The following is a 24,210-nucleotide window of genomic DNA, read 5'->3' on the forward strand; positions in this document are numbered from 1 at the left end:
GTCCTGATCAAGCGGAGGGCTCGGAGTCCTGAGGCTTTGGCGCACTGGCCAGGGCCTGCAGCAACGCCGGGTCCTTGATGGCTTTCAGAATGATTTCTTCGGCGCCGGTCTTGCCGTCCATGTAGGTCAGCAGGTTGGCGAGCTGGGTACGCGCCTCGAGCAACTGGTTCAGCGAATCGACCTTGCGCGCCACGGCGGCCGGGCTGAAGTCGTCCATGCTCTCGAAGGTGATGTCCAGGCTCAGGTTGCCTTCGCCGGTCAGCTCGTTGGGCACATGAAAGGCCACCCGTGGCTGCATCGCCTTGAGCCGCGAGTCGAAGTTGTCGACATCGACTTCCAGAAACTTGCGCTCGGTCACCGGCGCCAGGGGCTCGGCGGGCTTGCCGGTCAGGTCGGCCAGCACGCCCATCACGAACGGCAGCTGGACCTTCTTTTCGGCGCCGTACAGTTCCACGTCGTACTCGATCTGCACGCGAGGCGCACGGTTACGCGCAATGAATTTCTGCGAACTGGTTTTCGCCACGTTGCTCCTCCTGGTCGCTGGTGCGACGGTGTTGGCCTCAATGCCGGTAACGGGTTGCGCTTCGCGGGTCAGTCAGGCTCCGGGCCGCGCAAGGTTTCAAACTGGGACATGCCGTCGGGAATCAGGTTGCGCACGATGCTCTCGAAATCTGCATTGACCAGGCCCTTGGCGCGGTTCAGCAGCATGGGCAGCGGGCTGGACGGCTCGTGGCGGGCGTAATAGGCCAGCAAGCGGTCAAGACTGCGCAGCACATCGTCGCGGCTATTGATCTCGGCGCTGATACGCGGCGCGGCAACAGCGGCAACAGCGGCAACAGCCTGTGCCTGAGCGGGCGCGGCATCGTGTGCTTCAAGCACCAGGGTCGGCTCGGCAGGCGCATCGCTCACTGGCGCATGCTCGTCGAGCACTTGCAGCGCCTGGCGCAACGGCTGTTTCAGTGGCGCAAGATCAATGCCCTGTGCGGAGCCGACGTGTTCATTGACGAAATCTTCGATGGCCGTGGCGCGTTGCAGGGCCTGGCGCAGCGCGTTGTGAGTGTCTTGCAGGCTTTGCGGATCGCTGTCGCGCAAGGCGGCGCTGAAGGCATCCAGGCCCAGCGATTCATCGCTGGCGTGTTGCAGGCCACCGGCATGCAGGGCGGCGCGCACGCTCAAGGTACCAAAGGCGCGGGAACGGACCAGCGGGCTTTCACGCAGCAGCCGCAGGTTGGTATCGCAGGCCAGGCCCGCCAGCGCATTGATGCGCAGGGTCGGGTCGTTGTCGTCATCGGCATCGAGCAGCGGGTACAGCTCGGCCCAGTACTGGCGCAGCAACTGGTCGATCAGTTCGAGGGTATTGGCCAGGCCTGCGACCCCGTCCAGGGCCAGCGCGCTCTGCACCAGAAAATGGGTGATGCGCAGGTCCTTGCTGCGTTGCAGCAGGCCGCTGGCCGACTGCTCGATCAAACGCCAGGGCGGCGGCTCGGCAGGCTGCACGGCATCGCCCATCACACGCTCGGGCTTGCCTTGCGCGTCACGTTCCAGTTGCAGAAAGTCGGCGTCATATTCCAGGTCTTCGCCGCAGGGGAAGTTGGCTGAAACAGCGCTGAGCAACAGTGCGACATCCATCAAACGTGATCTCCTTATCGATTCAGATGATGTCTACGAGGTTGTAGGAAAAATTGTGGAACTATTTTTAAGTGCCAGGGTCATCAAAAGCGACGTGGCCATCAAAGTGACACTAGGCGGTGTTGGAAGTTGTGCATTTTTGGAGTAGTTAAAGGGCAATGTCAAGGTTAGGATGGGCGCCCTTTCAGGGAGTTGTGACGCAGCTAACAGCTTGCATGTTATTTTGACATCGTTTGCCGGGGCGTGATTATCATGCGCGCAAAGTTGTCGATATTCAGACTTTCAGCAAGCATCGTCAGTTTTGAACTTTTCTGGAAAAAGCCTGTCAGGCCTTGGTTATCAAGGCTTTCAGCCGTGGGATTCATGAAGTGCGATATAGCAGGGAGGCACGATGTCGCTGTGTTTGACGATCACCAGTTACCACAAGATTACGCCGGGCCAGTGCGCTGAAAAGACACTGGAACAAGGCGTAATGGCAATTGGCCGTAGTTCGGATAATGACTGGGTACTTCCCGATCCCGAACGACTGGTGTCTTCGCGTCATTGCGTCATTCAATATAAGGACGGTCGTTATTATTTGACCGACAACAGCACTAACGGCGTCGAACTGGTAGAAGCCGGCATTCGTTTGCGGCGCGGTAACAGTGAAGTATTACAGGACGGTGAACTTATCCGCCTGGGCGAATACGAGATTCGTGTGCGCATCGATTTCAATATGCAAGTGTCCGAGCCTGGCGTTCAGGCGGGCGAAGCGGCAAACAGTTTCGAAGCGCTGATGAGCCGCCAGGACAGCCACTGGCAGACACCGTCCAGCGTGCCCGCCATCCCAGCGGCGGCTGCGCCCGGCATGGCCCGCTTGCAGGGCGGTTCGGCGCAGGACACCTTTCCTGATCTGTTCGATTTTCTGACGCCGGGCAGCGTGGCACCGGCCACCCAGTCCGATCACGTACCGGCCCGTCAGCATGATTTCCGCCCGCCGACGCCGGTGGTGCTCGACAAGCCCGTTCCGCCGGCCGCGCCGATTGCAGCGCCGCCTGCCGCCGCCGGGATGATTCCCGATGACTGGGACCCGCTGGCCGAACTCGCCGCGCCGCCGCCTCGCTTGCAACCAGAACCGCCACAGCCACAACTACAGCCGCAGCCACAACCACAACCGATTCCTGAACCGCCAGCCCCTGCAGAGCCGCCACCTGCGCCTGTCGCACAGCCACAGCCTGTCGCCGTTGCCGTTGCGCAGAATCCGGACCTGCTGCAAGCCTTCCTGCGCGGTGCCGGCCTTGATCAGTTGACCCTCGACCCGGCCCAGGCCGCGGCGCAGATGGAAGCCATCGGCCGCAGCTACCGGCTGATGGTCGAGGGTCTGATCGATGTCTTGCGTGCGCGCACCAGCCTCAAGGGCGAGTTCCGCATGCAGCAGACCATGATCCGCCCGGTGGAAAACAACCCGCTCAAGTTCGCCCCCAACGCCGATGAAGCGCTGCTGTTATTGCTGCGTCACGGCAACCAGGCGTTCATGGGCCCCGAGCAGGCGATCAACGACAGTTTCGACGACCTGCGCGCCCACCAGCTGGCGGTCATGGCCGGTGTCGAGGCGGCGATCAAGCACCTGCTAAAACGCTTCGAGCCGGCCGAGCTGGAAACCCGCATGGGCAAGCCCGGCGGCCTGTCGAACCTGTTCGGCGGCACGCGCCAGGCGCAGTACTGGCAGCAATTCACCGCGCTGTACCAGCGCATTTCGCAGGAAGCCGAAGACGACTTCCAGGACCTGTTCGGCCGCGAATTCAGCCGAGCCTATGAAGCGCACAGCCAACGCCTGCGCCGCCCCTGAGAACCTGCCGTGAGAATTGCGATGCTGCGTGTAGTTGCCCCCATTGCCGCCCTGGCCTTGCTGCTGGGCGCTTGTTCATCGACGCCTGCCGGCAAGGCGCCTGAGGCCCAGCCGATCCAGGCCGCTGCTGAAGACGGCACGGTGATTCTGAACATTCATGCCGCCGCCGGCCTCAATCCAGGCGCCAGCGGCCAGCCGGCGCCGGTGCGCGTGCGCATCTTCGAATTGAAAAACACGGCCGCCTTTAACCGCGCCGACTACTTTGCCCTGGCCGAACGCGCAAGCGATGCCTTGGGGCCTGACCTGATCGATCAGGACGAAGTGCTGATCCGTCCCGGTGAAACCCGCCGTGTGGAACGCAAGCTGAACCCGGCGACGCGGCAGATCGGCCTGGTGGTCGGCTACCGCGAAATCGACCGCGCCCTGTGGCGCACGGTGCTGTCGGCTAACGCCCTTGAATACCGCATCGAACTCGACCCGCAGGCTGTGCGCAGCACCCCTGTAACCCTTCCTGCTCAATAGGCAATCGGAGAATCCATGTCCTGGAACAATCGTGTGGTCTGGTCGGAAGGCATGTTCATCGGAACCCAGCATTTCCAGCAGCATGACCGCTACCTGGAAAACCTGATCGACGCCCGCAGCCGTCCGCTGTCGGCCGCCGCCTGGGGCTTTTCCGAGCTGCTGATCGACCAGGGCCTGCTGGCCCAGGGCAAGCTGGCGATCATCAGTGCCCGTGGCCTGTTGCCCGATGGTACGCCGTTCAATATTCCGCATGACGACCCGGCGCCCAGCCCGTTGATTCTCGATGACAACGTGCGCGACGGCCTGGTGTACCTGGGCCTGCCGCTGCGCCGCGCCGGTGTGCGCGACACCGTGGACGAAGGCGAGGCGCCGGGTGCCGCGCGCTATCAGAGCCAGGTGCGCGAAGTGCGCGACGACAACGCGCCGTTCGAGAACCGCGCACCGGTGGCGGTCGGTTCGCGCGCCTTGCGCCTGCTCACCGAACAGGAAGGCCTGAGCGATTACGCGGTGCTGGGCGTGGTGCGGGTCATCGAAAAACGTGCCGACCATGTGCTGTTGCTCGACGATCAGTACATCCCGCCGCTGCTCGACATTGCCGTCAGCCGGCCGCTGAATGCGTTTCGCAGCGAGCTGCAAGGCCTGCTGCGCCAACGGGGCGAAGCGCTGGCCGGGCGCGTGGTGGCCTCCGGTGCCGGTGGCGCTTCGGAAATCGCCGATTTCATGCTGCTGCAACTGGTCAACCGCGCCGAACCCTTGGTGCAGCACCTGGGCCACATGAGCCCGTTGCACCCGGAGCGGCTGTACAGCGAGCTGGTCAGCCTGGCCGGTGAGTTCGCCACGTTCTCGACCCGCGAACACCGTCCGCAGGAATTCCCGCGTTATCAGCACAATGACCTGCAAGCCAGCTTTGCGCCGGTCATGCAGGCGCTGCGCGAGGCGCTGTCGATGCTGATCGACAGCAAGGCGGTGCCGATCCCGATTGTCGAGAAAGCCTACGGCGTGCACGTGGCGATGCTGGCCGACAAGAGCCTGCTCGACAACGCCAGCTTCATCCTCGTGGTGCGCGCCGACATCCCCGGCGAAACCCTGCGTGCGCGCTTCGGCCAGCAGAGCAAGGTCGGCTCGGTGGAGCACATCCGCGACCTGGTCAACCTGCAACTGCCGGGCATCGGCCTGTTGCCGTTGCCGGTGGCGCCACGGCAGTTGCCGTTCCATGTCGGCTCGACGTATTACGAACTGGATCGCGGCAGCGAACACTGGCAACAACTGAGCCGCTCCGGCGGTTTTGCCTTCCACATTGCCGGCGACTTCCCGGGCCTGAACCTGGCGTTCTGGGCGATCCGAGGATAAGCGGCCATGCACCCCACTGACGATCGCACCCAATTCATGCCGCGCCCCGGTGGCCGTCCGGCCAACAGCGGCGAGGCAGCACCCGTTGCACCGCGTGCGCCCGAGCCACAAGGTCCGGCGCTGGCGCCCGGTCAGGCCCAGGGCCTCAATCCGCTGGAAGCGGCAGCCGGTCCGTTGCTGGCGCTGCTGACGCGCTTGCGCAACACCATCGCCCATCCGGCGCCGGCCAGCCTGCGTGCGCAGTTGCTGGCGCAGTTGCGCCAGTTCGAAGAGCGCGCCGAGGCCGCCGGCGTGGCGCGCAACGATGTGCTGCTGGCCCGCTATGTGTTGTGTACCGCGCTCGATGAGGCGGTGATGAGCACGCCATGGGGCAGCAGCAGCGAGTGGACCCAGCAGAGCCTGTTGATCACCGTGCACAACGAGGCCTGGGGCGGCGAGAAGTGCTTTCAGTTGCTGGAGCATTGCCTGCAAACCCCGCGCGAGCGCTTGTACCTTCTGGAGCTGTTGTACCTGTGCATGAGCCTGGGTTTCGAAGGCCGTTACCGGGTAATGAACAATGGCCGCAGCCAGCTCGATGCCTTGCGCGAGCGCACCAGCGCGGCGATTCGCAGCGCCCGTGGCGAGCGTGAGCAAGCGCTGTCGCCGCGCTGGCGCGGCCTGACCCTGGCCCGCGACCGGCTGGCGCAGTTCATGCCGCCGTGGGTCGGCGTGGCGATTGGCGTGGCGCTGTTGCTGTTGCTGCTGCTGATCCTGCGCATGCAACTGGCCTCTCAGGCAGAGCCGGTGTTCAAACGTATTCACGCGCTGGGCGAGATCCCGGTGCAGGCCATCGACCGTCCGGTGGTGCAGCCGAAAATCGTCGAGCGTCCGCGCCTGGCAGGCTTTCTGGCCGACGAGATTCGCGCCGGCAAGGTGGCCGTGGAAGATGCGGTGGACCGTTCGGTGGTGACCATTCGCGGCGACGAACTGTTCGCCTCCGGCAGCGCCACCATCGTCGACGCCTACCAGCCGCTGATGCTGCGCATTGCCGAGGCGCTGGGCAAGGTCAAGGGCGAGGTGCGCATCACCGGCCACAGCGACAACCGGCCCATCGCCACGCTGCGCTTTCCGTCCAACTGGGCCTTGTCCCAGGCGCGCGCCCAGGAGGTGCTGCAAATCCTTGCCGCGCGCACCGGCCAGCCGCAACGCTTCACCGCCGAAGGGCGCAGCGACACCGAGCCGCTGGCGCCCAACACCACCAGCGAAGGGCGGGCGAAGAATCGCCGGGTTGAAATCACGGTATTGGCGGAGGGCGTCGAGTGAAGGCGTTTTTGCAGTTTGTAATCCGCTGGGTGATCCCGGTCCTGGGCCTGATCGCCCTGAGCCTGATCGTCTGGTTCGTCGGCCCGCTGCTCGACGCGCTGGTGCCCGAAGGCCGGCGCTGGCTGCTGATCGGCCTGCTGTGGGCGGCGTGGATCGGCTGGCGGGTGTTTCGCATCATTCAGGCCCGGCGTCAGGCGGCGCGGGTCATCGACAGCCTGGCCGCCGAAACCCCGCCGGACGCGGCCAGTGTTGCCACCGCCGAAGAACTGGCGACCTTGCGCCAGCGCATGGACGAGGCTTTAGCGTTGCTGAAAAAGGCCCGCCTGGGCGGCGACCAGCGGCGCAACCTGTATGAGCTGCCGTGGTACGTGATCATCGGCCCGCCGGGTTCCGGCAAGACCACGGCACTGGTCAACTCGGGCCTGGATTTTCCGCTGGCCGCGCAGATGGGCAGCGGCGCGATTCGTGGCGTGGGCGGCACACGTAACTGCGACTGGTGGTTCACCGACCAGGCCGTACTGCTCGACACCGCCGGGCGCTACACCACGCAAGACAGCCACGCGCAGGTCGACAAGGCCGCCTGGCTGGGCTTTCTCGATTTGCTCAAGACCCAGCGCCCGCGCCGGCCGATCGATGGCGCGTTTATCGCCATCAGCCTGTCCGACCTGCTGCTGGGCAGCGAAGAAGACCGCGCCGCGCATGCGGTGGCGATCCGCAGCCGGATTCAGGAACTGCATGACCAGTTGGGCGTGCGCTTTCCGATCTACCTGATGCTCACCAAGCTCGACCTGCTGCCGGGCTTCATGGAGTTCTTCGACGCGCTGAGCAAGGATGAACGCGCACAAGTGTGGGGCACCACCTTCGACCTGGACGACGGCACCAGCGCCACCGGCCCGTTGCAGGACTTCCCCGCCGAGTTCGCCGCCCTTGAACAACGCCTCAACGAGCGGCTGGTCGAGCGTTTGCAGCAAGAGCGCGACCCGGCACGCCGTGACCTGATTTACGGCTTTGCCCAGCAGTTCGCCGCGCAACGCCAAGTGCTGCAAGGCTTTCTGGAAGGCGTGTTCAAGCCCAACCCGTACGAAGCGCGGCCGCTGCTGCGCGGGGTGTATTTCACCAGCGGCACCCAGGAAGGCAGCCCGATCGATCGCCTGATCGGCGTCATGGCGCAGAGCATGAGCCTGGACCGCCAGCACCTGGCGCGGCAGAACGGCACCGGACGCAGCTATTTCATCGAGAAGCTGTTCACCGGCGTGGCCTTTGCCGAACAGGGCCTGATGAGCGCCGACCCCAAGGTCGAACGCCGCCGGCGCTGGATCGCCCGTGGCGTGCTCGCGGCCACCGTGGCCGTGGTGCTGACCGTGGCCGGTTTGTGGTGGGTCAGCTACCGCGCCAACCAGGACTACATTGCCCAGGTCGACGGCAAGGTCGCGCCGCTCGGCCCGCAAGTACAAAACCTCAGCCCGGCGCAGCGCGATGTGCTGGCGGTGCTGCCGCTGCTCAATGCCACGCGCCAGCTGGCCGGCGACGCGCCGGACTGGTCCGAAGGTCTGGGCCTGTATCAGGGCGACATGCTCGAAGCCGAATCGGCCAGCGTCTACCGCAAGTTGCTGATCGCGGTGTTCGCGCCGCGACTGGTCAGCCGCATCGAAGAGCAATTGCGTTCCGGCGGCTCGTCGGACTACCTCTACGAAGGCCTGAAGGCTTATCTGATGCTCGCTGACCAGGAGCATTACGACGCCGATTTCATCAAGGCCTGGGTCGCGCTCGATTGGGAACGCAGCCTGCCGCGTGACCTGCCGGCGCAGCAGCGTCAGGCGCTCAATGAGCACTTGCAGGCACTGTTCGAGCGTCATCCGCCCAAGGCGCGGCTCGACCAGCCATTGATCGACGATTTGCGCCGCCAGTTGCAGCAGTTGCCGGTGGCGCAGCGCGTCTATGACCGGGTCAAGCGCCAGAAGCTGCCCGACGGCGTGCCGGACTTTCGCCTCAACGAAGCCGCCGGCCGCGATGCCGCGCTGGTGTTCAGCCGCAAGAGCGGCAAGCCGTTGGGCGAGCCGTTGAGCGGCCTGTTTACCGCCAAGGGTTACCGCGATGGTTTTCTGCGCAACAGCCTGAGCCAGGCCGGCACCCTGGCGGAAGAACAGTGGGTGCTGGGCGCCGCGCAAGGCGGTGTGGCCGGCGCAGCAATGGATGTGGCGGCGCTGGCCGGCGAAGTACGGCGTTTGTACTTTCAGGATTTCGTCCGTGAATGGGACGCCTTGCTCGCCGACATCGACTTTGTGCCGATCACCAGCGTGGCCCAGGCCGCCGACGTGCTGCGGGTGATTTCCGGTCCCGATTCGCCGCTGAAAAAACTGCTGGTCGAGGTGGCGAAGCAGACCGACCTGCAAGCCGAAGAGCGCCTGCTTGGCGCCCAGGGCCAGAAGGCCGAAGACGGTGTCGATCAGCTCAAGCAGCGCCTTGGTTCGCTGCTCGGCCAGGAACAACAGAACACGGCAGCGCAGGCGCCGGTGAGCACTGAAGACCCGGTCAGCGCACACTTTGCCGAGCTGCGCCGGCTGGTCGGCAGCGGCGATAACCAGCCGGCCGGCATCGACGCTCTGCTGGCTGACATGAACGCACTGTACGTGCAGGTCAGCGCGATGGTCGGCGCCAGTGGCGATGCGTTGCTGGGCGAGGCCAAGAACCAGACCACCGCCGCCGCCAACCGCGTCAACCTGAGCGCCGAACGTCAGCCGGCGCTGGTGCGCGGGCTGGTCAAGTCGGTGGTCAATTCGACCACCAACACCATGATGGGCGGGGTGCGTAACCAGTTGAACGCGGCCTGGACCAGCGAGGTGCTGAACGTTTACCGGCAGTCGTTGAGCGGCCGCTACCCGATGTCGCCCGGCAGCGCCCGCGATGCGACGCTGGACGATTTCGGCATGTTCTTCGGCGTCGGCGGGGTGATGGACAACTACTTCCGCAAGTACCTGCAACCTTACGTCGACACCTCGACCAACCCGTGGCGCTGGCAGCCCGGTGCGGCGCAGAAGCTGGGCATCAACAGCGGCGTGCTGCAAACCTTCCAGCGCGCCAGTGCGATTCGCGATGCGTTTTTCCGTGCCGGCGGCACCCAGCCGGTGGTGCGTTTCGAACTCAAGCCGGTGGCCATGGACGCCTCGATCAGCCAGTTCCTGCTCGACCTGGACGGCCAGCAGATCAGCTACGACCACGGCCCCAGCCGCCCGGTCGCCATGCAATGGCCCAACCCCGGCAGCATCGGCGTGGTGCGCCTGTCGATCAGCCCGCCATCGCCCAGCGGCCGCTCCGGCGTGACGCTGGATGGCCCGTGGGCATGGTTTCGCCTGCTGGAGCAGTCGGACCTTTCCGGCGGCAATGCGCCGGACCGCTTCAACCTGCGCTTGCGCGTCGACGGCGCGAGCATCGCCTATGAGCTGCGCGCCAACAGCGCCTTCAACCCTTTCAAAAGCCGTGTCCTGAGCGGTTTCAGCCTGCCGGAGCGGTTATGACCTACGCAGGGTTTTACGGAAAACTGGCCAGCCGTGGCGACTTTGTCAGCCGCGACTTGCCGCCCTCGTTCATTCAGCCCTGGGACCAGTGGCTGGCGGCAGGCTTGAATGCCAGCCAGCAGCAACTGGGCAACGACTGGCTGCAAGCGTATCTGGTCAGCCCGCTGTGGCGCTTCGCGCTGGCGCCCGGTGTGTGCGGGCCGCAGGCGGTGGTCGGCGTGTTGATGCCGAGCATCGACCGGGTCGGTCGCTACTTTCCGCTGACCGTGGCCTTGACCCTTGAGCCAGCGCAGGACGTGGGCTCGTGGCTGGCGGTCGAGGACTGGTTCGAGCAAGCCGAGGCCCTGATGCTCGACAGCCTGTCGGCCGAGGCGCGTTTCGAGGCGTTCGAAGTCGGCCTGCAAAGCCTGGCGTTGCCTGAGTTCGAGGCCGCGCCCGAACAGGATTTCGCCGGTGCCAGCCTGTGGTGGGGACGTGGCAACGCGCACATCGCGCCGGGCCTGCGTCGTTGCATCGGCTTGCCGGCCGCAGCTGATTTTGCCCGCACGCTGCTGGGTTTCGAAGGCGCCAGCGATGAGGGGCAGGGTTGATGCCGTTGACTTACCAGGCGGCCAGCTACAGCCACACCGGCATGGTCCGCCCGTTGAACGAAGACGCTTGCCTTGCGCTGTCCGAACGCGGTTTGTGGGTGGTGGCCGACGGCATGGGCGGCCACGCGGCCGGCGACTATGTCAGCAGCCTGATCGTCGACGCCTTGCGTGGCGTGCCGCCGCTGGCCGAGCTGACGGCCTATGGCGATGCCCTGGCGTTGCGCCTGCAAGACATCAACGCCGAGGTGCGCGAAGAAACCGTGCGCCGTGGTGTGCAGGTCATGGGCAGCACCGTGGTGGTGCTGGCGGTGCGTGAGGACCAGGGCGAATGCATCTGGGCCGGCGACAGCCGCTTGTACCGCCTGCGCGACGGCGTGCTGCAAAGCCTGTCGAGCGACCATAGCTATGTGCAGGAACTGATCGACAACGGCCTGCTCAACGAAGCCCAGGCGCGGGTGCATCCACGGGCCAATATCGTCACCCGCGCCATTGGCGTCGAAGACCGTTTGAGCCTGTCGCGGGTCAGCGTGCAGATCCTGCCCGGCGACACGTTTCTGCTGTGCAGCGATGGCCTGAACAAGACCGCCGAGGACCACGAGATTCGCGGCGTGCTCGGCCACCCAAACCCGTATGAAGTGGTCCGCAGCCTGGTGCACCTGGGCTTGACCCGCGGCGCCCCGGACAACATCACCGCCATCGTCGTCAAGGCCAGTTGAGAGCCGTTATGGACATGCAGATTCCTGGATTCGACATCGACGGTGAAATTGGCGAAGGCGCCATGGCCACGGTGTACCTGGCCACCCAGCGTTCGCTGGAGCGCAAGGTCGCGCTCAAGGTCATGGCCGCCAGCCTCGCCGACGACCCAAGCTTCTGCGAGCGCTTTTTGCGTGAAGGCCGCACGCTGGCGCGGCTGTCGCACCCGCACATCGCGACCATTCATGACATCGGCAATGTCGGCCCGCTGTACTACATGGCCATGGAGTACCTGCCCAGCGGCACGCTCAAAGAGCGCATCGGCGCCGGGCTGGCCGCCGAATACGGCCTGGTGTATATCCGCCAGATCGCCGCCGCGCTGGGCTATGCCCATGCACAAGGGCTGGTGCACCGCGATGTGAAACCGGCCAACATTCTGTTTCGCGCCGACGGCACGGCGGTGCTCTCGGACTTCGGCATCGCCAAGTCGCTGGATGATCGCACCCAGTTCACCCAGGCCGGTTTTGCCGTCGGCACGCCGAGCTACATGAGCCCGGAGCAGGCGCGTGGCCAGGACATCGACGGCCGCGCCGACCTGTATGCGCTGGGCGTGGTGCTCTACGAAATCCTCGCCGGGCGCCTGCCGTACAGCGGCCCCGACGCGCTGTCCACGGCACTGGCGCACCTGACCGAGCCGCTGCCGGAACTGCCGCTGCAACATGACCGCTATCAGGGCATTCTCAGCCGGCTGCTGGCCAAGGATCCGGCCGAGCGCTTCGCCAATGCCCAGGCGCTGGTCGCGGCGCTGGATGAACTGGAACTGGCCGACACGCCCCGCGACAGTGAGCGCACGCAGTTCCGGCCGTTGCCCGATCCGCAACCGGTCAAAGCCGTTCAGGCGCCCGGCGACGACCTGGCCGGCCTGACGCCGGTGTCCATCGAGATTCCGAACAGCCCGCCGCCAGCGGCTAAACCAGGGCCAGCGCCGAGCCTGGATAAACCTCAGGTAAAACCGCAGCCGCAACCCGCGCCGCCCAAGCGATCGGGCAAGACCCTGCTGGCGGTGGCGATTGCCGCTGCGCTGGGCCTCGGCATCGGCGGTTATCTGTGGCTGGGCAGCGACACGCCTGAAGAAGTGCCAGCGGTCAGCAAGCCGCAAGACCCCAATGCCGTCACCGCCTCCGATCCGCCGGCCAGTCGGGTGACGGCTGGCGCAACGACACCCGCCGCACAACCGCCCGGCGATTCCGGCCGGCCGTTGCTGATGGCCGGCAAGAAAACCCTTTACCAGCGCGTGCTGAGCAAGCCCGGCGCGCAACTGGCGACCGAGCCGGGCAGTGCCGGCGGCCAGGCGCTGCCGGCGTTTTCGGTGCTGTATGTCTACGAGCGCCGCGACGCCTCCGGCGGCCAGTGGCTGCGCGTTGGTGCCGGCAGTGACGGGCGCAGCGAAGGCTGGTTGCCGGCCGATCAGGTCAGCGACTGGAAACAGAGCCTGGTGCTCAAGTTCACCGAGCGCTCCGGGCGTTCGCCGGTGATGTTCGTGCGCGATCCGAAGCAACTGGAAAAACTGGTCGGCGACCCGGTGACGGCGCGCAAACTGTTGATGCAGGCGCAAAACGACACCAGGGACAACAGCGAAGTGCTGGCGCTGGAACCGACCGCCAGCGCAGTGCCGCAAGAGCAGTTCTACCTGCTGCCGATCTTCGATGCCAAAGAGAGCTTCAACGAAGACGGCCAGCCGGTGCAGATGCTCAACGTGGCGTCCATCGACCCTGGTAGCCAGGCCGCGCAAACGGCGGCCAATCAGCCCGGCCCCTCCACAGACGCCAACGCGAACGCCAAGGCGAAAGCCTTTCGCACTGCCGTGGTGCTGGTCGTCGACACCTCGGTGTCGATGCAGCCGTACATCGATCAGGTGCGCGACGTGGTGCATCAGTTGCAGGAAAAGATCGCCCAGCGTGGCGAACTGGACAGCGTCAGTTTTGGCCTGGTGGGCTTTCGCAACAACACCAGCAAAACCCCCGGTTTGCAGTACCTGGCCAAGACCCTGGTCAGCCTCGAACAGGGCAGCGACCCGCAGCGCTTCATGCAACTGGCGCAGCAGGTCAAGGCCACCTCGGTGTCCAGCCATTCCTTCAACGAAGATGCCTTTGCCGGGATCATGCAGGCGGTCGATGGCATGGACTGGTCCGGCTACGGCGGGCGCCTGATTCTGCTGGTCAGCGACGCCGGCGCGCTGCGCAAGAGCGACCCGCTGAGCAGCACGCAGATGAACGAGGCCGAAGTGCGCCAGGCCGCGCTGGGCAAGCAGATCAAGATTTATGCGCTGCACCTGCGCACCGACGCCGGCAAGAAAAACCACGACACGGCCGAGCAGCAATACCGCGTGCTGACCGCCGACGCCAACCCGCGCATCGGCGACCTGTATGTGCCGGTGGCCGGCGGCGATGTGGCGCAGTTCGGCCAGCGCGTCGGCGAGATCGGCACGGTGTTCGCCGACCTCGTGCATCAGGTGCGCAGCAATCAGCCGCAGGCGGTGCCGCTGCTGGCCAATGCGCCAAGCCTGGGCGAAAAATCGGCGGCGATCGGCTACGCCATGCACATGGATTTTCTCGGGCGTAAATCGGCCAGCCAGGCGCCGCAACTGGTCAGCGCCTGGGCCGCGGATCGCGACCTGACCAACCCTGCGCTGCCGGCGTTTCAGGTCTGCGTGATGCTCACCAAGCTGCAACTGAACGACTTGCAGCAATCGCTGAAACTGATCGTCGATGCAGCGCGCAAGACCCAGACCTCACCCAAGGATTTCTTCCAGGAAATCGCCAGCGCCAGCGCCTACATGAGCCGCGACCCGCAATCCCTGCGTTCGGGCGGCAACCTGGCCAGCGGCGGGGTGCTGGGCGAGTACCTGGAAGGCCTGCCGTACCGCAGCAAATCGCTGAACATGACCCAGGATTTGTGGCTGTCGCTGAGCGTGGCCGAGCAGGAAGACTTTATCGACGAGCTGGAATCGAAGATCCGCCTGTACGAAACCTTCCACAATGACCTGGCCAACTGGGTGCGCTTCGGCGATGCCGAGCCGGGTGACGCGCTGTACCGCGTGCCCTTGTCGACGCTGCCGTGATGCTCAGTTTGCGAGAAGTGCGCAAGACGCGCGGCGTCGGCAGCCAGCGCTACAGCCTGGTGATCCCGCGCCTGGAACTGCAACGCGGCCAGCAGTGTGCGCTGGTCGGCGCCAGCGGCTGCGGCAAGAGCACCTTGCTTGATTTGCTGGCGCTGGTGCTGGCGCCGGATCACGCGCAGCGCTTCGATTTCTCGACGCCGCAGGGCGAGTTCGACATTGGCGGGCTGTGGCGCGAAGACCGGCAAAACCAGCTGGCCGCATTGCGCAGCCGGCACCTGGGTTATGTGCTGCAAACCGGCGGGCTGCTGGGGTTTCTCGATGTGCGCGGCAATATCGAGTTGTCGCGGCGTCTGTTGGGCCTGGGTAACGACGGCAGCGTCGAGCACCTCGCCGAGCAACTGGAAATCGGTGATCAGTTGCGCAAGAAACCCGGCGCCTTGTCGGTAGGTCAGCGCCAGCGCGTCAGTTGCGCCCGCGCCCTGGCGCACAGCCCGCAACTGCTGCTGGCCGACGAGCCCACCGCCGCGCTGGACCCGCTGAACGCCGGTCGGGTCATGCAGTTGTTGCTCAAGCAGGCGATCAAGCAGAGCGCCTGTTGCGTGATCGCCACCCATGACGAGGGCCTGGCGCGTCAGGCGGGTTTGAGCGTGCTGCGCATCGAATGCCAGCGCGATGCCGACGGCGGCGTGACCGCCACGCTCGGCGAGCTGCGCGCATGAGCGTGGGTCTGGTGGCGAGCCTGGCCTGGCAGGATTACCGCGCTGATGCGCGCTTGTCGGCGTGCAGCGTGTTGGCGCTGGTGGCGGTGGTCGCGCCGCTGCTGGTGCTGTTCGGCCTCAAGTTCGGCCTGATCGGCAGCCTGACCGAGCGCCTGGAGCAAGACCCTGCGGTGCGCGAAGTGATTCCGCTCGGCGGTGGGCGTTTCAGCAGCGATGCGATTGCCGCGCTGGGCCAGCGCCCGGACGTGATGTTCGTGGTGCCGCGCACCCGGCAGATTGCCGCGACGGCCGATGTGAGCCTTAACGGCCAAGCGTCGCTGAACGTCGAAATGATCCCCACTGCCCACGGCGATCCGCTGCTGGGCGACATTGCAGCACCCGATGGCTTGCAAGACGTGTTGCTGAGCAAGACCGCCGCCGAAAAGCTTCAGGCCAGGGCCGGCGACTGGCTCGAGGCAGCGTTTACCCGCCAGGTGGCCGGGCGCGTCGAGTCGCGCCGGGTGCGGGTTCAGGTGCGTGCGGTGTTGCCATTGCAAGCGTTTCAGCGTGATGCGTTGTTTGCCGACCTGAGCCTGCTGCAAGCGGCCGAAGACTACCGCGATGGCCGTGCGGTGCCGGCGCTGGACTGGCCCGGCGAAGCGCGGCCCGACGCGGCGCTGCGTATCTATCCGGCGTTTCGGTTGTACGCCCGCAGCCTCGACGATGTCGAAACCCTGCGCCGCCATTTCGCCGACACCGGCCTGCTGGTCTCGACCCAGGCGCAGGCCATTGCGCAGGTGCAGTCGCTGAGCCGCAACCTGTCGATCGTGTTCTGGATCATTGCTGCCCTGGCCATGGGCGGCGCCTGTGCGGCCATCGTTGCCGGCACCCTCGCGGCCATCGAACGCAAGCGCCGCGAGCTGTCGGTGCTGCGCCTGCTGGGTTTCGGCACCGGCGCGCTGTTGGGCTTCGTGGTGCTGCAGGCGTTGTACAGCGGTGTGATGGCGTCCGCAATTGGCGCAACTTTGTATGCAATTGCCGAGCTGGGGCTGAACCGTTTATTCGTTCAGGGGTCTGGCCAATATGCCAGTCAGCTGTTGCCACACCATTACCTCGTGGCCCTGGCCGCTGTGCTCGGGGTCAGTGCCTTCGCGGCACTGCTGGGCGGCTGGCGGGTGTCACGGATCGAAGCTTCGGAAGGAATCAGAGATGTTTGAGTTGCGCAGAGCCTCACAGGCGCTGGCGGTCGCGGCGTTGTGCCTGGCTGCGCTGGGCGCGCAGGCTGATGAGATCGCCAATAAACTGGACAACCCCAAGCCATTGCCCGACGACGTCAGCCTGCCGCTGCCGTGCGGCGGCGAGATGGTCATGCGCTACGTGTACATCCTTGCCGAGGGCAGCCTGGACGACCGCGAGATCAGCCTCGGCTACCCGTTCAGCGAAGGCGAGGCGGGCTACAAGCAGTCGTTCATTTCCGGCTACCGGCGCGACTTCATCAACGGCCAGTTCACCTTGCAGGACCTGGCGCCCGACTGGCGCAAGAGCATCGGCCCGATGCTGCCCAAGGCCGAGGCCGGCACGCCGCTCAAGCCGATGATGTATTTCATCGGCAAATACGAAGTCACCCAGCGCCAGTACGCGCAGGTCATGGCCCAGGCGCAATCGCTGGCCAGCGGCGATCCGGCGCCGGCCTGCGAGCCGGTCGAAGGCATGGCCGGGCGCCTGCCGCAGGTCAAGCTGTCGCGCTTTGAAGCCGAGCGTTTTGCGGCGGTGTACAGCGCCTGGCTGATGAAAAACCACCGTGACCTGTTGCCGGTCAGCGGCCGTGGCAAGGACGTCGACGACGGCGGTATCGGCTTTGTGCGCCTGCCCACCGAAGTCGAGTGGGAATTCGCCGCCCGTGGCGCCCAGGCAGTCAGCCGCCAGGACATGGAAGGCCGCTTGTTCCCACGTCGTCAGGAAGGCCAGCAAGGCGACGGCCCGCTGGCCGACTGGGCGGTATTCAACCAGGTCGCCGGCGGTACCGGCCAGGCCGCACGGCTGATGCCGATCGGCACCAAACTGCCCAACCCGATCGGTATGTTCGATGTGATCGGCAACGCCGCCGAAATGGTTCAGGAGTCTTTCCAGCTGGTGCATGCCGGTCGCCGGCAAGGCACTTATGGCGGCTTCGTCGCCAAGGGCGGCAATTACCTGGAAGGCGAGGGCACGCTGTTCACCGGCATGCGCCGCGAGTACCCGTTGTTCGCCGCCGACGGCACCGAACAGCGCAACGAGACCACCGGTTTCCGCGTGGCGCTGGGCGCCTTGTCGGCCCCGCGTTCGCGCTACAAGGAGCTGTTCGAGCAATGGCAGAAGGACGGCCGCCTGGCCTCGCTGACCGACGACATCGACGCGGTCAACGACCCGACCCAGCGCCTCGACACCTTGATCGGCACCACCGCCGACCCGCGCCTGCAGGCCGAGCTGGGGCTGGTCAACGAAGAGCTCAAGCGCAACGTGGCGCTGATCGCGCTGCAACGCGAAGAAGCCGCCGGCAACCTGATCCAGTCGGCTGCACTGGTGGCCGAGACCATCAATAACTACAACATTCGCCTGACCAACATGCAGAAAAGCCAGAAGCAGGCCAGCGATGCCAAGGATCAAGCGAGTGCTGCGATGTTCGGCGCCGCGATCAGCAATGGCCGCAGTGCGCTCGATGGCGCCGTGGCGATCTATATCGACAACCTTGCCAACGGCACGCGCTACACCGATGCGGTGATTCAGGCGCAATTCCAGCGGGTCAAGGAAGAACTCAATCGCAAGCCGGTGATCGGCAAGAGCCTGGTCAACCGCGCCACGCTGTTCGTGCGCCATGTCGGCGAGTACCGCAAGAACAAGCGCGCCGACCCGGACGCGATCCTCAAGCAATTGCTCGCATCGGTCAGCACCCGTGACTGACCGCTGCCGGTATGTAACACAAAAATCCGGACGGCATGGGGCCGTACCGGGCTGGTTGAAACCTCAAGAAGAGAACGCAGTCATGTCTTTGTCCCTCAATCCCCTCGCACGCTTCGTCAAAAGCCGTTCCCTGATGATGGCCACTGCCGGATTCAGCGCTGTCCTGCTGACCGGTTGCGCCAGCTCGCCGGCGTCCAAGGTGGGCGCGACCACCAAGGTCGAGTACTACCCGAGCTGCTACGAGCCGGTGCAGCACCTGCGCCAGACCGATTCGGACATGACCAAGTCGGTCGTCACCGGCGCCGCCATCGGCGCGGTGGGCGGTGCGCTGGCAGGCGCCTTGACCGGCAACTCTGAAAAGCGCGGCCGTAATGCCGCCATCGGCGCTGCCGGCGGTGCACTGGTGGGCGGCGCTGCCGGTTACTACACCGAGCGCCAGAAGCAGATCACCGATGACAACCAGCGCATTGCGTCCTACGCCACCGACATCAGCAAGAGCTCGGCCGACATCGACCGCAGCACCGCCTACGCCCAGGCTTCGCAGACCTGCTACCAGCGCGAGTTCGCCAGCCTGGTGGCCGGTCGCAAGTCCAACAGCATCGACGCCGTCGAAGGCCGCAAGCGCCTGGCCGAAATCGTCGCCGGCCTGAAAGAGTCCAACGACCTGATCGTGGCCGTGAATGGCCGCGCCAGTGAAGACCTGAACAACTACACCCAGGCCTACGAGGCAGACCTGCAACAGGTCGGCGTCAAGCGTAACGACGTGGTGGTCGTGGCCACCGCCGAGCAGCCGAACCTGGTGACCACCTCGACGCAGTCGGGCAAGAAGCCGCCGGTCAAGAACCCGCCAAAGGTCAACCGCAACAAGCTGCCTGACGTGCCGAAAGAAGCCGTCGGCACCGAGCAATCCCTGCAACAGGCCAAGATCAAGCAAGACAAGAGCAAGCAGGTTGCAGCCGCCGGCCAAAGCGACGTCGACCGCATGTGCAAGAGCCCTGACGTCGGCGACTGGGCACCGGTGCCTTGCCCTGCGTAAGTACGCCTGACGCTTTGTAGAATCGTCTGACACCGAATCCGCAGGAGTGAGCGTAGAGCTTGCGAAAGAGCCGGTAAAACCGGCTCATCTGCTGCGTTTGTACGGCAGCATTCGCGAGCTTGCGCTCGCTCCTACGCAAGGTGCGGGCGTCTGTTGTAGTCGTAGCGTTTCAAGGAAGACGCATGTCAGAAGTCATGATCGGGCTGCGAAACAGCCCTTCGCAAGTGTTGGCCCGGCAAAGCATCGAGGCCCGGATCAATGTCAGAAAAATCTATGCCGCTATCGATGCCGAGCCTGCGATTGTCGGGGCCGGGGTGGTGTACATCGATGCCGACTTCAATGTGGTGACCCTGCGCGAGTTCACACCGATCTGCAGCATCAAACCCAAGCGGATCATCGTGCGCGAGGCGCCACGCAATATTTCTCCCCAGCAGTTTGCCCAGCATGTACAAACCAACCCACGTGAATCGCGGCTGATTTATGAGGGTTTCAGCGCTTCAATGGCTTGCACCGGCGCCGTGCTGGGCTGGATTGCCGTGATCGGCGGTACCGCTATCGTGCCCTTCACCGGCGGTGCGAGCCTGGTGATTACCACGCTGGGGCTGGCGGCCACCGCTGCCAGCACCGCGCAATGTGGCATTGGTCTGGCCCGGGTCAGTAATGAGATCAACAACCCTGCCAGAAACGATGCCCTCGACAGCGAGGAGTGGTACCAGGGCATGTCGCAAGCGCTGGACATCGTTGCGTTGGCCGGTGTCGGGTCTGCCGGCCTGACCATTGCCAAACTGTTGAATACGCGCAAGGCAATGACCGCGCGCCGTTGGTACGAAAGCCTCAAGGGCCTCAACCGGCAAGAGCGCAAGCGCCTGACCGATGAACTGCACAAGATCGAAAACCCGGCGTTGACGCCCAAGCTGCGCAAGGCGCTGCAAGCCGCTGGAACCCTGCCCAAGCGCTACGGGACCGCTGAGATCTCGGCCAAGTTTGCGGTAACGATCAAGGATGCGATTGGCGTGGGCACAGGACTGGCAGGCAGCACCATTGTGCAAAACCATGTCATTGGCCTTTATGAGGAGTTGGGCGAGTGAGGGACGCTATGGACTTCATGACGATCCTGCGCCGGCATTTCCCGGTCTTCATCGGCGCCTTTTTCCTGGCGCTGTTTGCCCTGTCAGCGACCTTGATCATGCTTTTGGAGCTGTATCCACCGACGCTTTCGGACTACGGGAAATACATGGTCATCGCCAACCTTGGCCTTTCGGTCTACCTGTGCTCGGCCAATTTCCTGGTTATCCGTGGGCGTCCCTGGGGCGTCTGGCCGATCGTGGTGGCGATGGTCGCCTGCATTCTGGTGGTCGGTTTCAACTGGGGCCACCGCGGTGTGCCGTTGTTCATGTATGTCGCAGGCCTGCTGCTGCCGCTGCTGACCTTGCTGGTGCTCAACAGCAAGCGCCACCGGGCAATGCGCGAGGCGATGGTGCAGGTACGTGGGCAGCGGCAGGCGCTGCGTAACAAGACCCGCCGTAAATAAGCAGACCCTGTGGACGCCCATGAAAAACCTGAAGCTGGTTGCAGTATTGGTGTTGTTACCCCTGTGCCTGGCGCTGTTTGGCGCCTGGGAGCTGCAACGCAGCGTGTCGAACACGCGTGAACATGCCGAACTGCACACCTGGCTGACGGGGCTGGGGCCGACGATCAAGACCTTGCGTGCCCGGCCTGGCACCGAGATGGTCGACGTGGGCGGCACGAAGATGCCGGCGGCACAGGTCTTGGCGCGCATCGACAGCCTCGCCAGTGGCATGGACACCTTGCAGGCGATTGACCGCAGCCGGCAGGTGCTGGCCATCGCGGTCATCGGCTTGAGCCTGCTGGCCACCGTCATCGGCTTGTCTGCGCTGATGGGCCTCTCGTCCGCCGCCGCGCGTGCGTTACGTTCGCGCGAGCACCTGCTGCGCATCTTCACCCAGGCCAGCAAGGTGCTGCCCTATGTGCTGGTCGGCCACATTCTGGTGATGGGCGCGGCAGTCGTGGCGATTCTGGGCTTCGAAGGCCTGGGTGTCTGGCATGCCGGGAGGCTGTCCTCCGGCGAGGTCAAGGTCATGGCGGTGGCGGCGATCATCATGCTGCTGTGCCTGTATTCGATCTGGCATGTCTTCAGGCAACTGCGTGTCATGTTGCACATGTTCGAACCCACAGCGTTGTTGGTGCATGGGCGACCGGTGAGCCGTGAGCAGGCGCCCGGACTGTGGGCTTTCGTCAACGCACTGGCCGACCGGCTTGGCGCGCTGGTGCCCGAACACATTGTCGTGGGCCTGCACGAAGGGTTTTACGTCACCTCCAGCGACATCGAACTGCTGCCGTGCCAGAACGTCTTGTCCGGGCGCACGCTGCATGTGCCGGTCATTTATCTGGGCGTGCTCGACACGGCTGAAATCAGTGCCGTGATTGGCCATGAGCTGGGGCATTTCGTTGGCGAGGACACCGAGTACAGCCTGCGTTTTTTGCCGATCTACGACGGTATCGGCCGCAGCCTCGGCGCTATCGGCGGCCTGATGGTGGAAGGTGGCCTGCTCAGGCGCACGCTGTTGCGCCCGGCGTTCATGCTGGGCGTGTATTTTCTGGAGTGCTTCGATCATTCGGTCGGCCACTGGAGCCGCCTGCGCGAACTGGCGGCCGATGCGGCGGGCGCAACGCTGGGCGGCCGTCTGCCGGCGGCTTCGGCGCTGGTCCGGATCAGCGCTATCGAGCCTCTGTTGCTGGACGCTTTGCAGGCGCGCATCGACCTGCACAATGACCCGCAGCGCGAACAGCCACAGCCGGCCGACTTGCCGGCCAGTCTGTTCGAAGAACTGGCGCAAAAGACTCTGGCGCTGCCTGCCGAACACCTGGCCGTGCAATTGCCGCATCCGTCCGATAGCCATCCCTCGAACGGCGAGCGCTTTGCCGCGTTGCAGGTCGAGGCCGACGCTGCGGTCACGCACGGCCTGCGTCCCGTCGTGGCGGCGCAGGCGTGTGCGGCGTTGCAGGGTTACTTCACCGATGCCCAGGCGGTGTGTGCCGCTGTCGGTCAGGATCTTCTCGACCATTACGCCGCTCAGGATGCCGAACTGGTGCAGCACTTAAACGAGACGGCCGGCCAGGTGTCGGGCGAGGTGCGTTTGCATGAGGGTGCGCAGGTTCAGGGCTGGATCACGAGCATCTTATTCGGCCTGGTGGGCTTGGCAGGCCTGGCGGCAATCGCCGTGCCTTTGGTGTTTACGCAGGACACCTGGGATGTCAAAGAGCCGATCATCATTATCGGGGTGGTGATCGCCGCATCCATCGCCAGCTTGCTGCCTTCTGCGGTGATCATGATCCGCCGTGCCGACGAAACGGCCTTGTTGCTGACGCCCGATCACTTGGTGTTTGCCAGGATAAAAGAGCCAGTGCCCATCGTGAACATTGCCGAGTTCAGCCTGAACATCGCTCATGGCATGTACCTGGTCTTTATGCTGGAAGATGATGCGCCGTTGCCCGAGGCAAGCCCCCGATCGCATTTCAAGTCAGGGGTGTCGCTGGATAAAAAGCAACGCCTCATACGCCTCAGGCTTACGCGCTTCTGTCACAACGGACGGTCGCTGAGCCCCGATGAACTGGTGACGCTGGTGGCCAACTATCTACAGGCCGGCCATGCCCGGCAGCTGTTGCAGCAGCGTACTGGCCAGGCGTGAAGGCGGCGGCATATCGCAGGCAATAAAAAACCCGCCGAAGCGGGTTTGTTGTCCAAAACCATTCCAACTCCCTGTCAGCAGCATCCAGGCAATGGTTGATCGTCCTTGATCCTGACCAGCGTCCTGCTCGTCAGTGGATTGGATCCAATGTATGTGTTTTTCAGTGCACATAAAAGGGCAATTATCCTAAATCCGTGTAAGCTTTTGGCTATACATGCTGATAATCATCATTCGCATTTACTTTGTCGCAGACAATAAAAAACCCGCCGAGGCGGGTTTGTTTTCCAAGACCATTCCAACTCCCTGTCAGCAGCATCCGGGCATGGTCGATCGTCCTTGATCCTGGCGGGCTTCCTGCTCACCAGTGGTTGGATCCAAATATAGGCCTGTCTTGAGGGGCTGCAAATGGCAGTTTCTCTCTATTACGTGTAAGCCTTTGGCTATAGCGCATCGAGGGTGTTCAGTTTTTTACCTTGGCAGCAGCCTCTATGATGGGCGCTGCGGGGCTGGCAGGACTGGCAGCCCTGGCGGCAACGGGGAACAAGTCTGCAGAGTAGCGTTTGAACTGCGACACCAGCAGGAACAGGCTGAGGATTGCCAGTAACGCGCAAAGAATGATCAGCCCATAAGCGCGGGGTTGCGCAGGGCGGGGAATGACATGCTTGTTGGGATGCGCCCCCAGCACGATGTCGACGTGGCCCGGCTCCAGGCGTTTGATGCGGATGATGCCGTCGTCATCCGGTTCTTTGATGGAATCCATGTCGCTCCTTGCATGACCCCTTTAACGTGTCGAACCGTTTTATTGTTTTCAAGAGCATAAACCATGTCTGAAGAGATACTAAAGCGCTATTACTATCGTCACTTCCAGCCCATTACCACGCGCTGGCAAGACAACGATATCTACGGTCATATCAACAATGTGACCTATTACAGTTTCTTCGACAGTGCCGTGAATGCCTGGCTGATCGAGCGCGGCGGGCTGGATATTCATGACGGCAAGGTGGCGGGGCTGGTGGTGAGTTCGTCGTGCGACTACTTTGCGTCCATCGCCTATCCGGAGTTGATCGAAGTCGGGCTGCGGGTCGCGCGCTTCGGCGGCAGCTCGGTGCAATACGAACTGGCGGTGTTCAGGATCGGCGAAGAAGAGCCCTGCGCGGCGGGGCGTTTTGTGCAGGTATTCGTCGACCGGGTGTCGAATCAGCCAGCGCCGATTCCGGAGTCATTGCGTGAGGCGTTGCAGGCGCTTTCCTGAGCATGCCCTGAAAACAGACTGGCC

At 64.3% G+C, this 24,210-nt stretch carries 19 protein-coding genes; 16 read left to right on the forward strand and 3 right to left on the reverse strand.

The features are described 5' to 3' along the window. Nucleotides 1-7: 7 nt before the first annotated feature. Nucleotides 8-523 (reverse strand): type VI secretion system contractile sheath small subunit, encoded by a 516-nt coding sequence (gene tssB, locus ACYAS9_RS06210; protein WP_463567447.1) that lies wholly within the window; start codon nucleotides 521-523, stop codon nucleotides 8-10. A 68-nt stretch (nucleotides 524-591) separates the two neighbouring features. Continuing rightward, nucleotides 592-1,629, reverse strand: a complete 1,038-nt coding sequence (gene tssA, locus ACYAS9_RS06215; RefSeq protein ID WP_463567448.1) for a type VI secretion system protein TssA — start codon at nucleotides 1,627-1,629, stop codon at nucleotides 592-594. Nucleotides 1,630-2,020: 391 nt separating this feature from the next. On the opposite strand from tssA, the gene tagH reads away from it, so the two are divergent. The 15 genes from tagH (at nucleotide 2,021) to ACYAS9_RS06290 (ending at nucleotide 22,934) form a co-directional block, all read left to right on the forward strand. Further along, nucleotides 2,021-3,457, forward strand: a complete 1,437-nt coding sequence (gene tagH, locus ACYAS9_RS06220) for a type VI secretion system-associated FHA domain protein TagH (RefSeq protein WP_463567449.1) — start codon at nucleotides 2,021-2,023, stop codon at nucleotides 3,455-3,457. A gap of 21 nt (nucleotides 3,458-3,478) precedes the next feature. Continuing rightward, nucleotides 3,479-3,979, forward strand: a complete 501-nt coding sequence (gene tssJ, locus ACYAS9_RS06225) for a type VI secretion system lipoprotein TssJ (RefSeq protein ID WP_463567450.1) — start codon at nucleotides 3,479-3,481, stop codon at nucleotides 3,977-3,979. A 15-nt stretch (nucleotides 3,980-3,994) separates the two neighbouring features. Continuing rightward, nucleotides 3,995-5,329, forward strand: a complete 1,335-nt coding sequence (tssK, locus tag ACYAS9_RS06230) for a type VI secretion system baseplate subunit TssK (RefSeq protein ID WP_463567451.1) — start codon at nucleotides 3,995-3,997, stop codon at nucleotides 5,327-5,329. A 6-nt stretch (nucleotides 5,330-5,335) separates the two neighbouring features. Beyond that, the gene (locus ACYAS9_RS06235; RefSeq protein ID WP_463567452.1) at nucleotides 5,336-6,631 is read left to right on the forward strand and encodes a DotU family type VI secretion system protein; all 1,296 of its coding nucleotides are present in this window, start codon (nucleotides 5,336-5,338) and stop codon (nucleotides 6,629-6,631) included. Then, the gene (gene tssM / locus ACYAS9_RS06240; RefSeq protein ID WP_463567453.1) at nucleotides 6,628-10,146 is read left to right on the forward strand and encodes a type VI secretion system membrane subunit TssM; all 3,519 of its coding nucleotides are present in this window, start codon (nucleotides 6,628-6,630) and stop codon (nucleotides 10,144-10,146) included. The genes ACYAS9_RS06235 and tssM overlap by 4 nt, the downstream gene beginning before the upstream one ends. Further along, nucleotides 10,143-10,736 carry a type VI secretion system-associated protein TagF gene (gene tagF / locus ACYAS9_RS06245; RefSeq protein WP_463567454.1) on the forward strand — a complete coding sequence of 198 codons (594 nt, stop codon included), beginning with the start codon at nucleotides 10,143-10,145 and terminating at the stop codon, nucleotides 10,734-10,736. Before tssM ends, tagF begins: the two co-directional genes overlap by 4 nt. After that, nucleotides 10,736-11,452 (forward strand): PP2C family protein-serine/threonine phosphatase, encoded by a 717-nt coding sequence (locus tag ACYAS9_RS06250; RefSeq protein WP_463567455.1) that lies wholly within the window; start codon nucleotides 10,736-10,738, stop codon nucleotides 11,450-11,452. Before tagF ends, ACYAS9_RS06250 begins: the two co-directional genes overlap by 1 nt. An 8-nt stretch (nucleotides 11,453-11,460) precedes the next feature. Beyond that, on the forward strand, nucleotides 11,461-14,550 hold the full coding sequence (locus ACYAS9_RS06255; RefSeq protein WP_463567456.1) for a serine/threonine-protein kinase: 3,090 nt from the start codon (nucleotides 11,461-11,463) through the stop codon (nucleotides 14,548-14,550). After that, on the forward strand, nucleotides 14,550-15,269 hold the full coding sequence (locus ACYAS9_RS06260) for an ABC transporter ATP-binding protein (protein ID WP_463567457.1): 720 nt from the start codon (nucleotides 14,550-14,552) through the stop codon (nucleotides 15,267-15,269). Before ACYAS9_RS06255 ends, ACYAS9_RS06260 begins: the two co-directional genes overlap by 1 nt. Beyond that, entirely contained in the window at nucleotides 15,266-16,465 is a 1,200-nt protein-coding gene (locus tag ACYAS9_RS06265; RefSeq protein WP_463567458.1) for an ABC transporter permease, read from the forward strand. Before ACYAS9_RS06260 ends, ACYAS9_RS06265 begins: the two co-directional genes overlap by 4 nt. Continuing rightward, nucleotides 16,458-18,188 carry a formylglycine-generating enzyme family protein gene (locus tag ACYAS9_RS06270; RefSeq protein ID WP_463567459.1) on the forward strand — a complete coding sequence of 577 codons (1,731 nt, stop codon included), beginning with the start codon at nucleotides 16,458-16,460 and terminating at the stop codon, nucleotides 18,186-18,188. Before ACYAS9_RS06265 ends, ACYAS9_RS06270 begins: the two co-directional genes overlap by 8 nt. A gap of 82 nt (nucleotides 18,189-18,270) precedes the next feature. Beyond that, the gene (gene tagQ, locus ACYAS9_RS06275) at nucleotides 18,271-19,224 is read left to right on the forward strand and encodes a type VI secretion system-associated lipoprotein TagQ (protein ID WP_463567460.1); all 954 of its coding nucleotides are present in this window, start codon (nucleotides 18,271-18,273) and stop codon (nucleotides 19,222-19,224) included. Nucleotides 19,225-19,406: 182 nt separating this feature from the next. Further along, nucleotides 19,407-20,312, forward strand: coding sequence for an NAD synthetase (locus ACYAS9_RS06280; protein WP_463567461.1), 906 nt, complete (start codon nucleotides 19,407-19,409; stop codon nucleotides 20,310-20,312). After that, complete coding sequence (locus ACYAS9_RS06285) at nucleotides 20,309-20,755, forward strand: hypothetical protein (RefSeq protein ID WP_463567462.1); 447 nt, start codon at nucleotides 20,309-20,311, stop codon at nucleotides 20,753-20,755. Before ACYAS9_RS06280 ends, ACYAS9_RS06285 begins: the two co-directional genes overlap by 4 nt. Nucleotides 20,756-20,774: 19 nt before the next feature. Further along, a complete protein-coding gene (locus tag ACYAS9_RS06290) occupies nucleotides 20,775-22,934 on the forward strand; it encodes a M48 family metallopeptidase (protein ID WP_463567463.1) in 2,160 nt (719 codons plus the stop codon). Between the two features lie 460 nt (nucleotides 22,935-23,394). Here ACYAS9_RS06290 and ACYAS9_RS06295 read toward each other — a convergent pair whose 3' ends face one another. Then, the gene (locus tag ACYAS9_RS06295; protein WP_463567464.1) at nucleotides 23,395-23,694 is read right to left on the reverse strand and encodes a hypothetical protein; all 300 of its coding nucleotides are present in this window, start codon (nucleotides 23,692-23,694) and stop codon (nucleotides 23,395-23,397) included. Nucleotides 23,695-23,757: 63 nt separating this feature from the next. On the opposite strand from ACYAS9_RS06295, the gene ACYAS9_RS06300 reads away from it, so the two are divergent. Then, complete coding sequence (locus ACYAS9_RS06300; protein WP_463567465.1) at nucleotides 23,758-24,186, forward strand: acyl-CoA thioesterase; 429 nt, start codon at nucleotides 23,758-23,760, stop codon at nucleotides 24,184-24,186. Nucleotides 24,187-24,210: the final 24 nt, after the last annotated feature.

The organism is Pseudomonas sp. HP_08 (assembly GCF_055284095.1).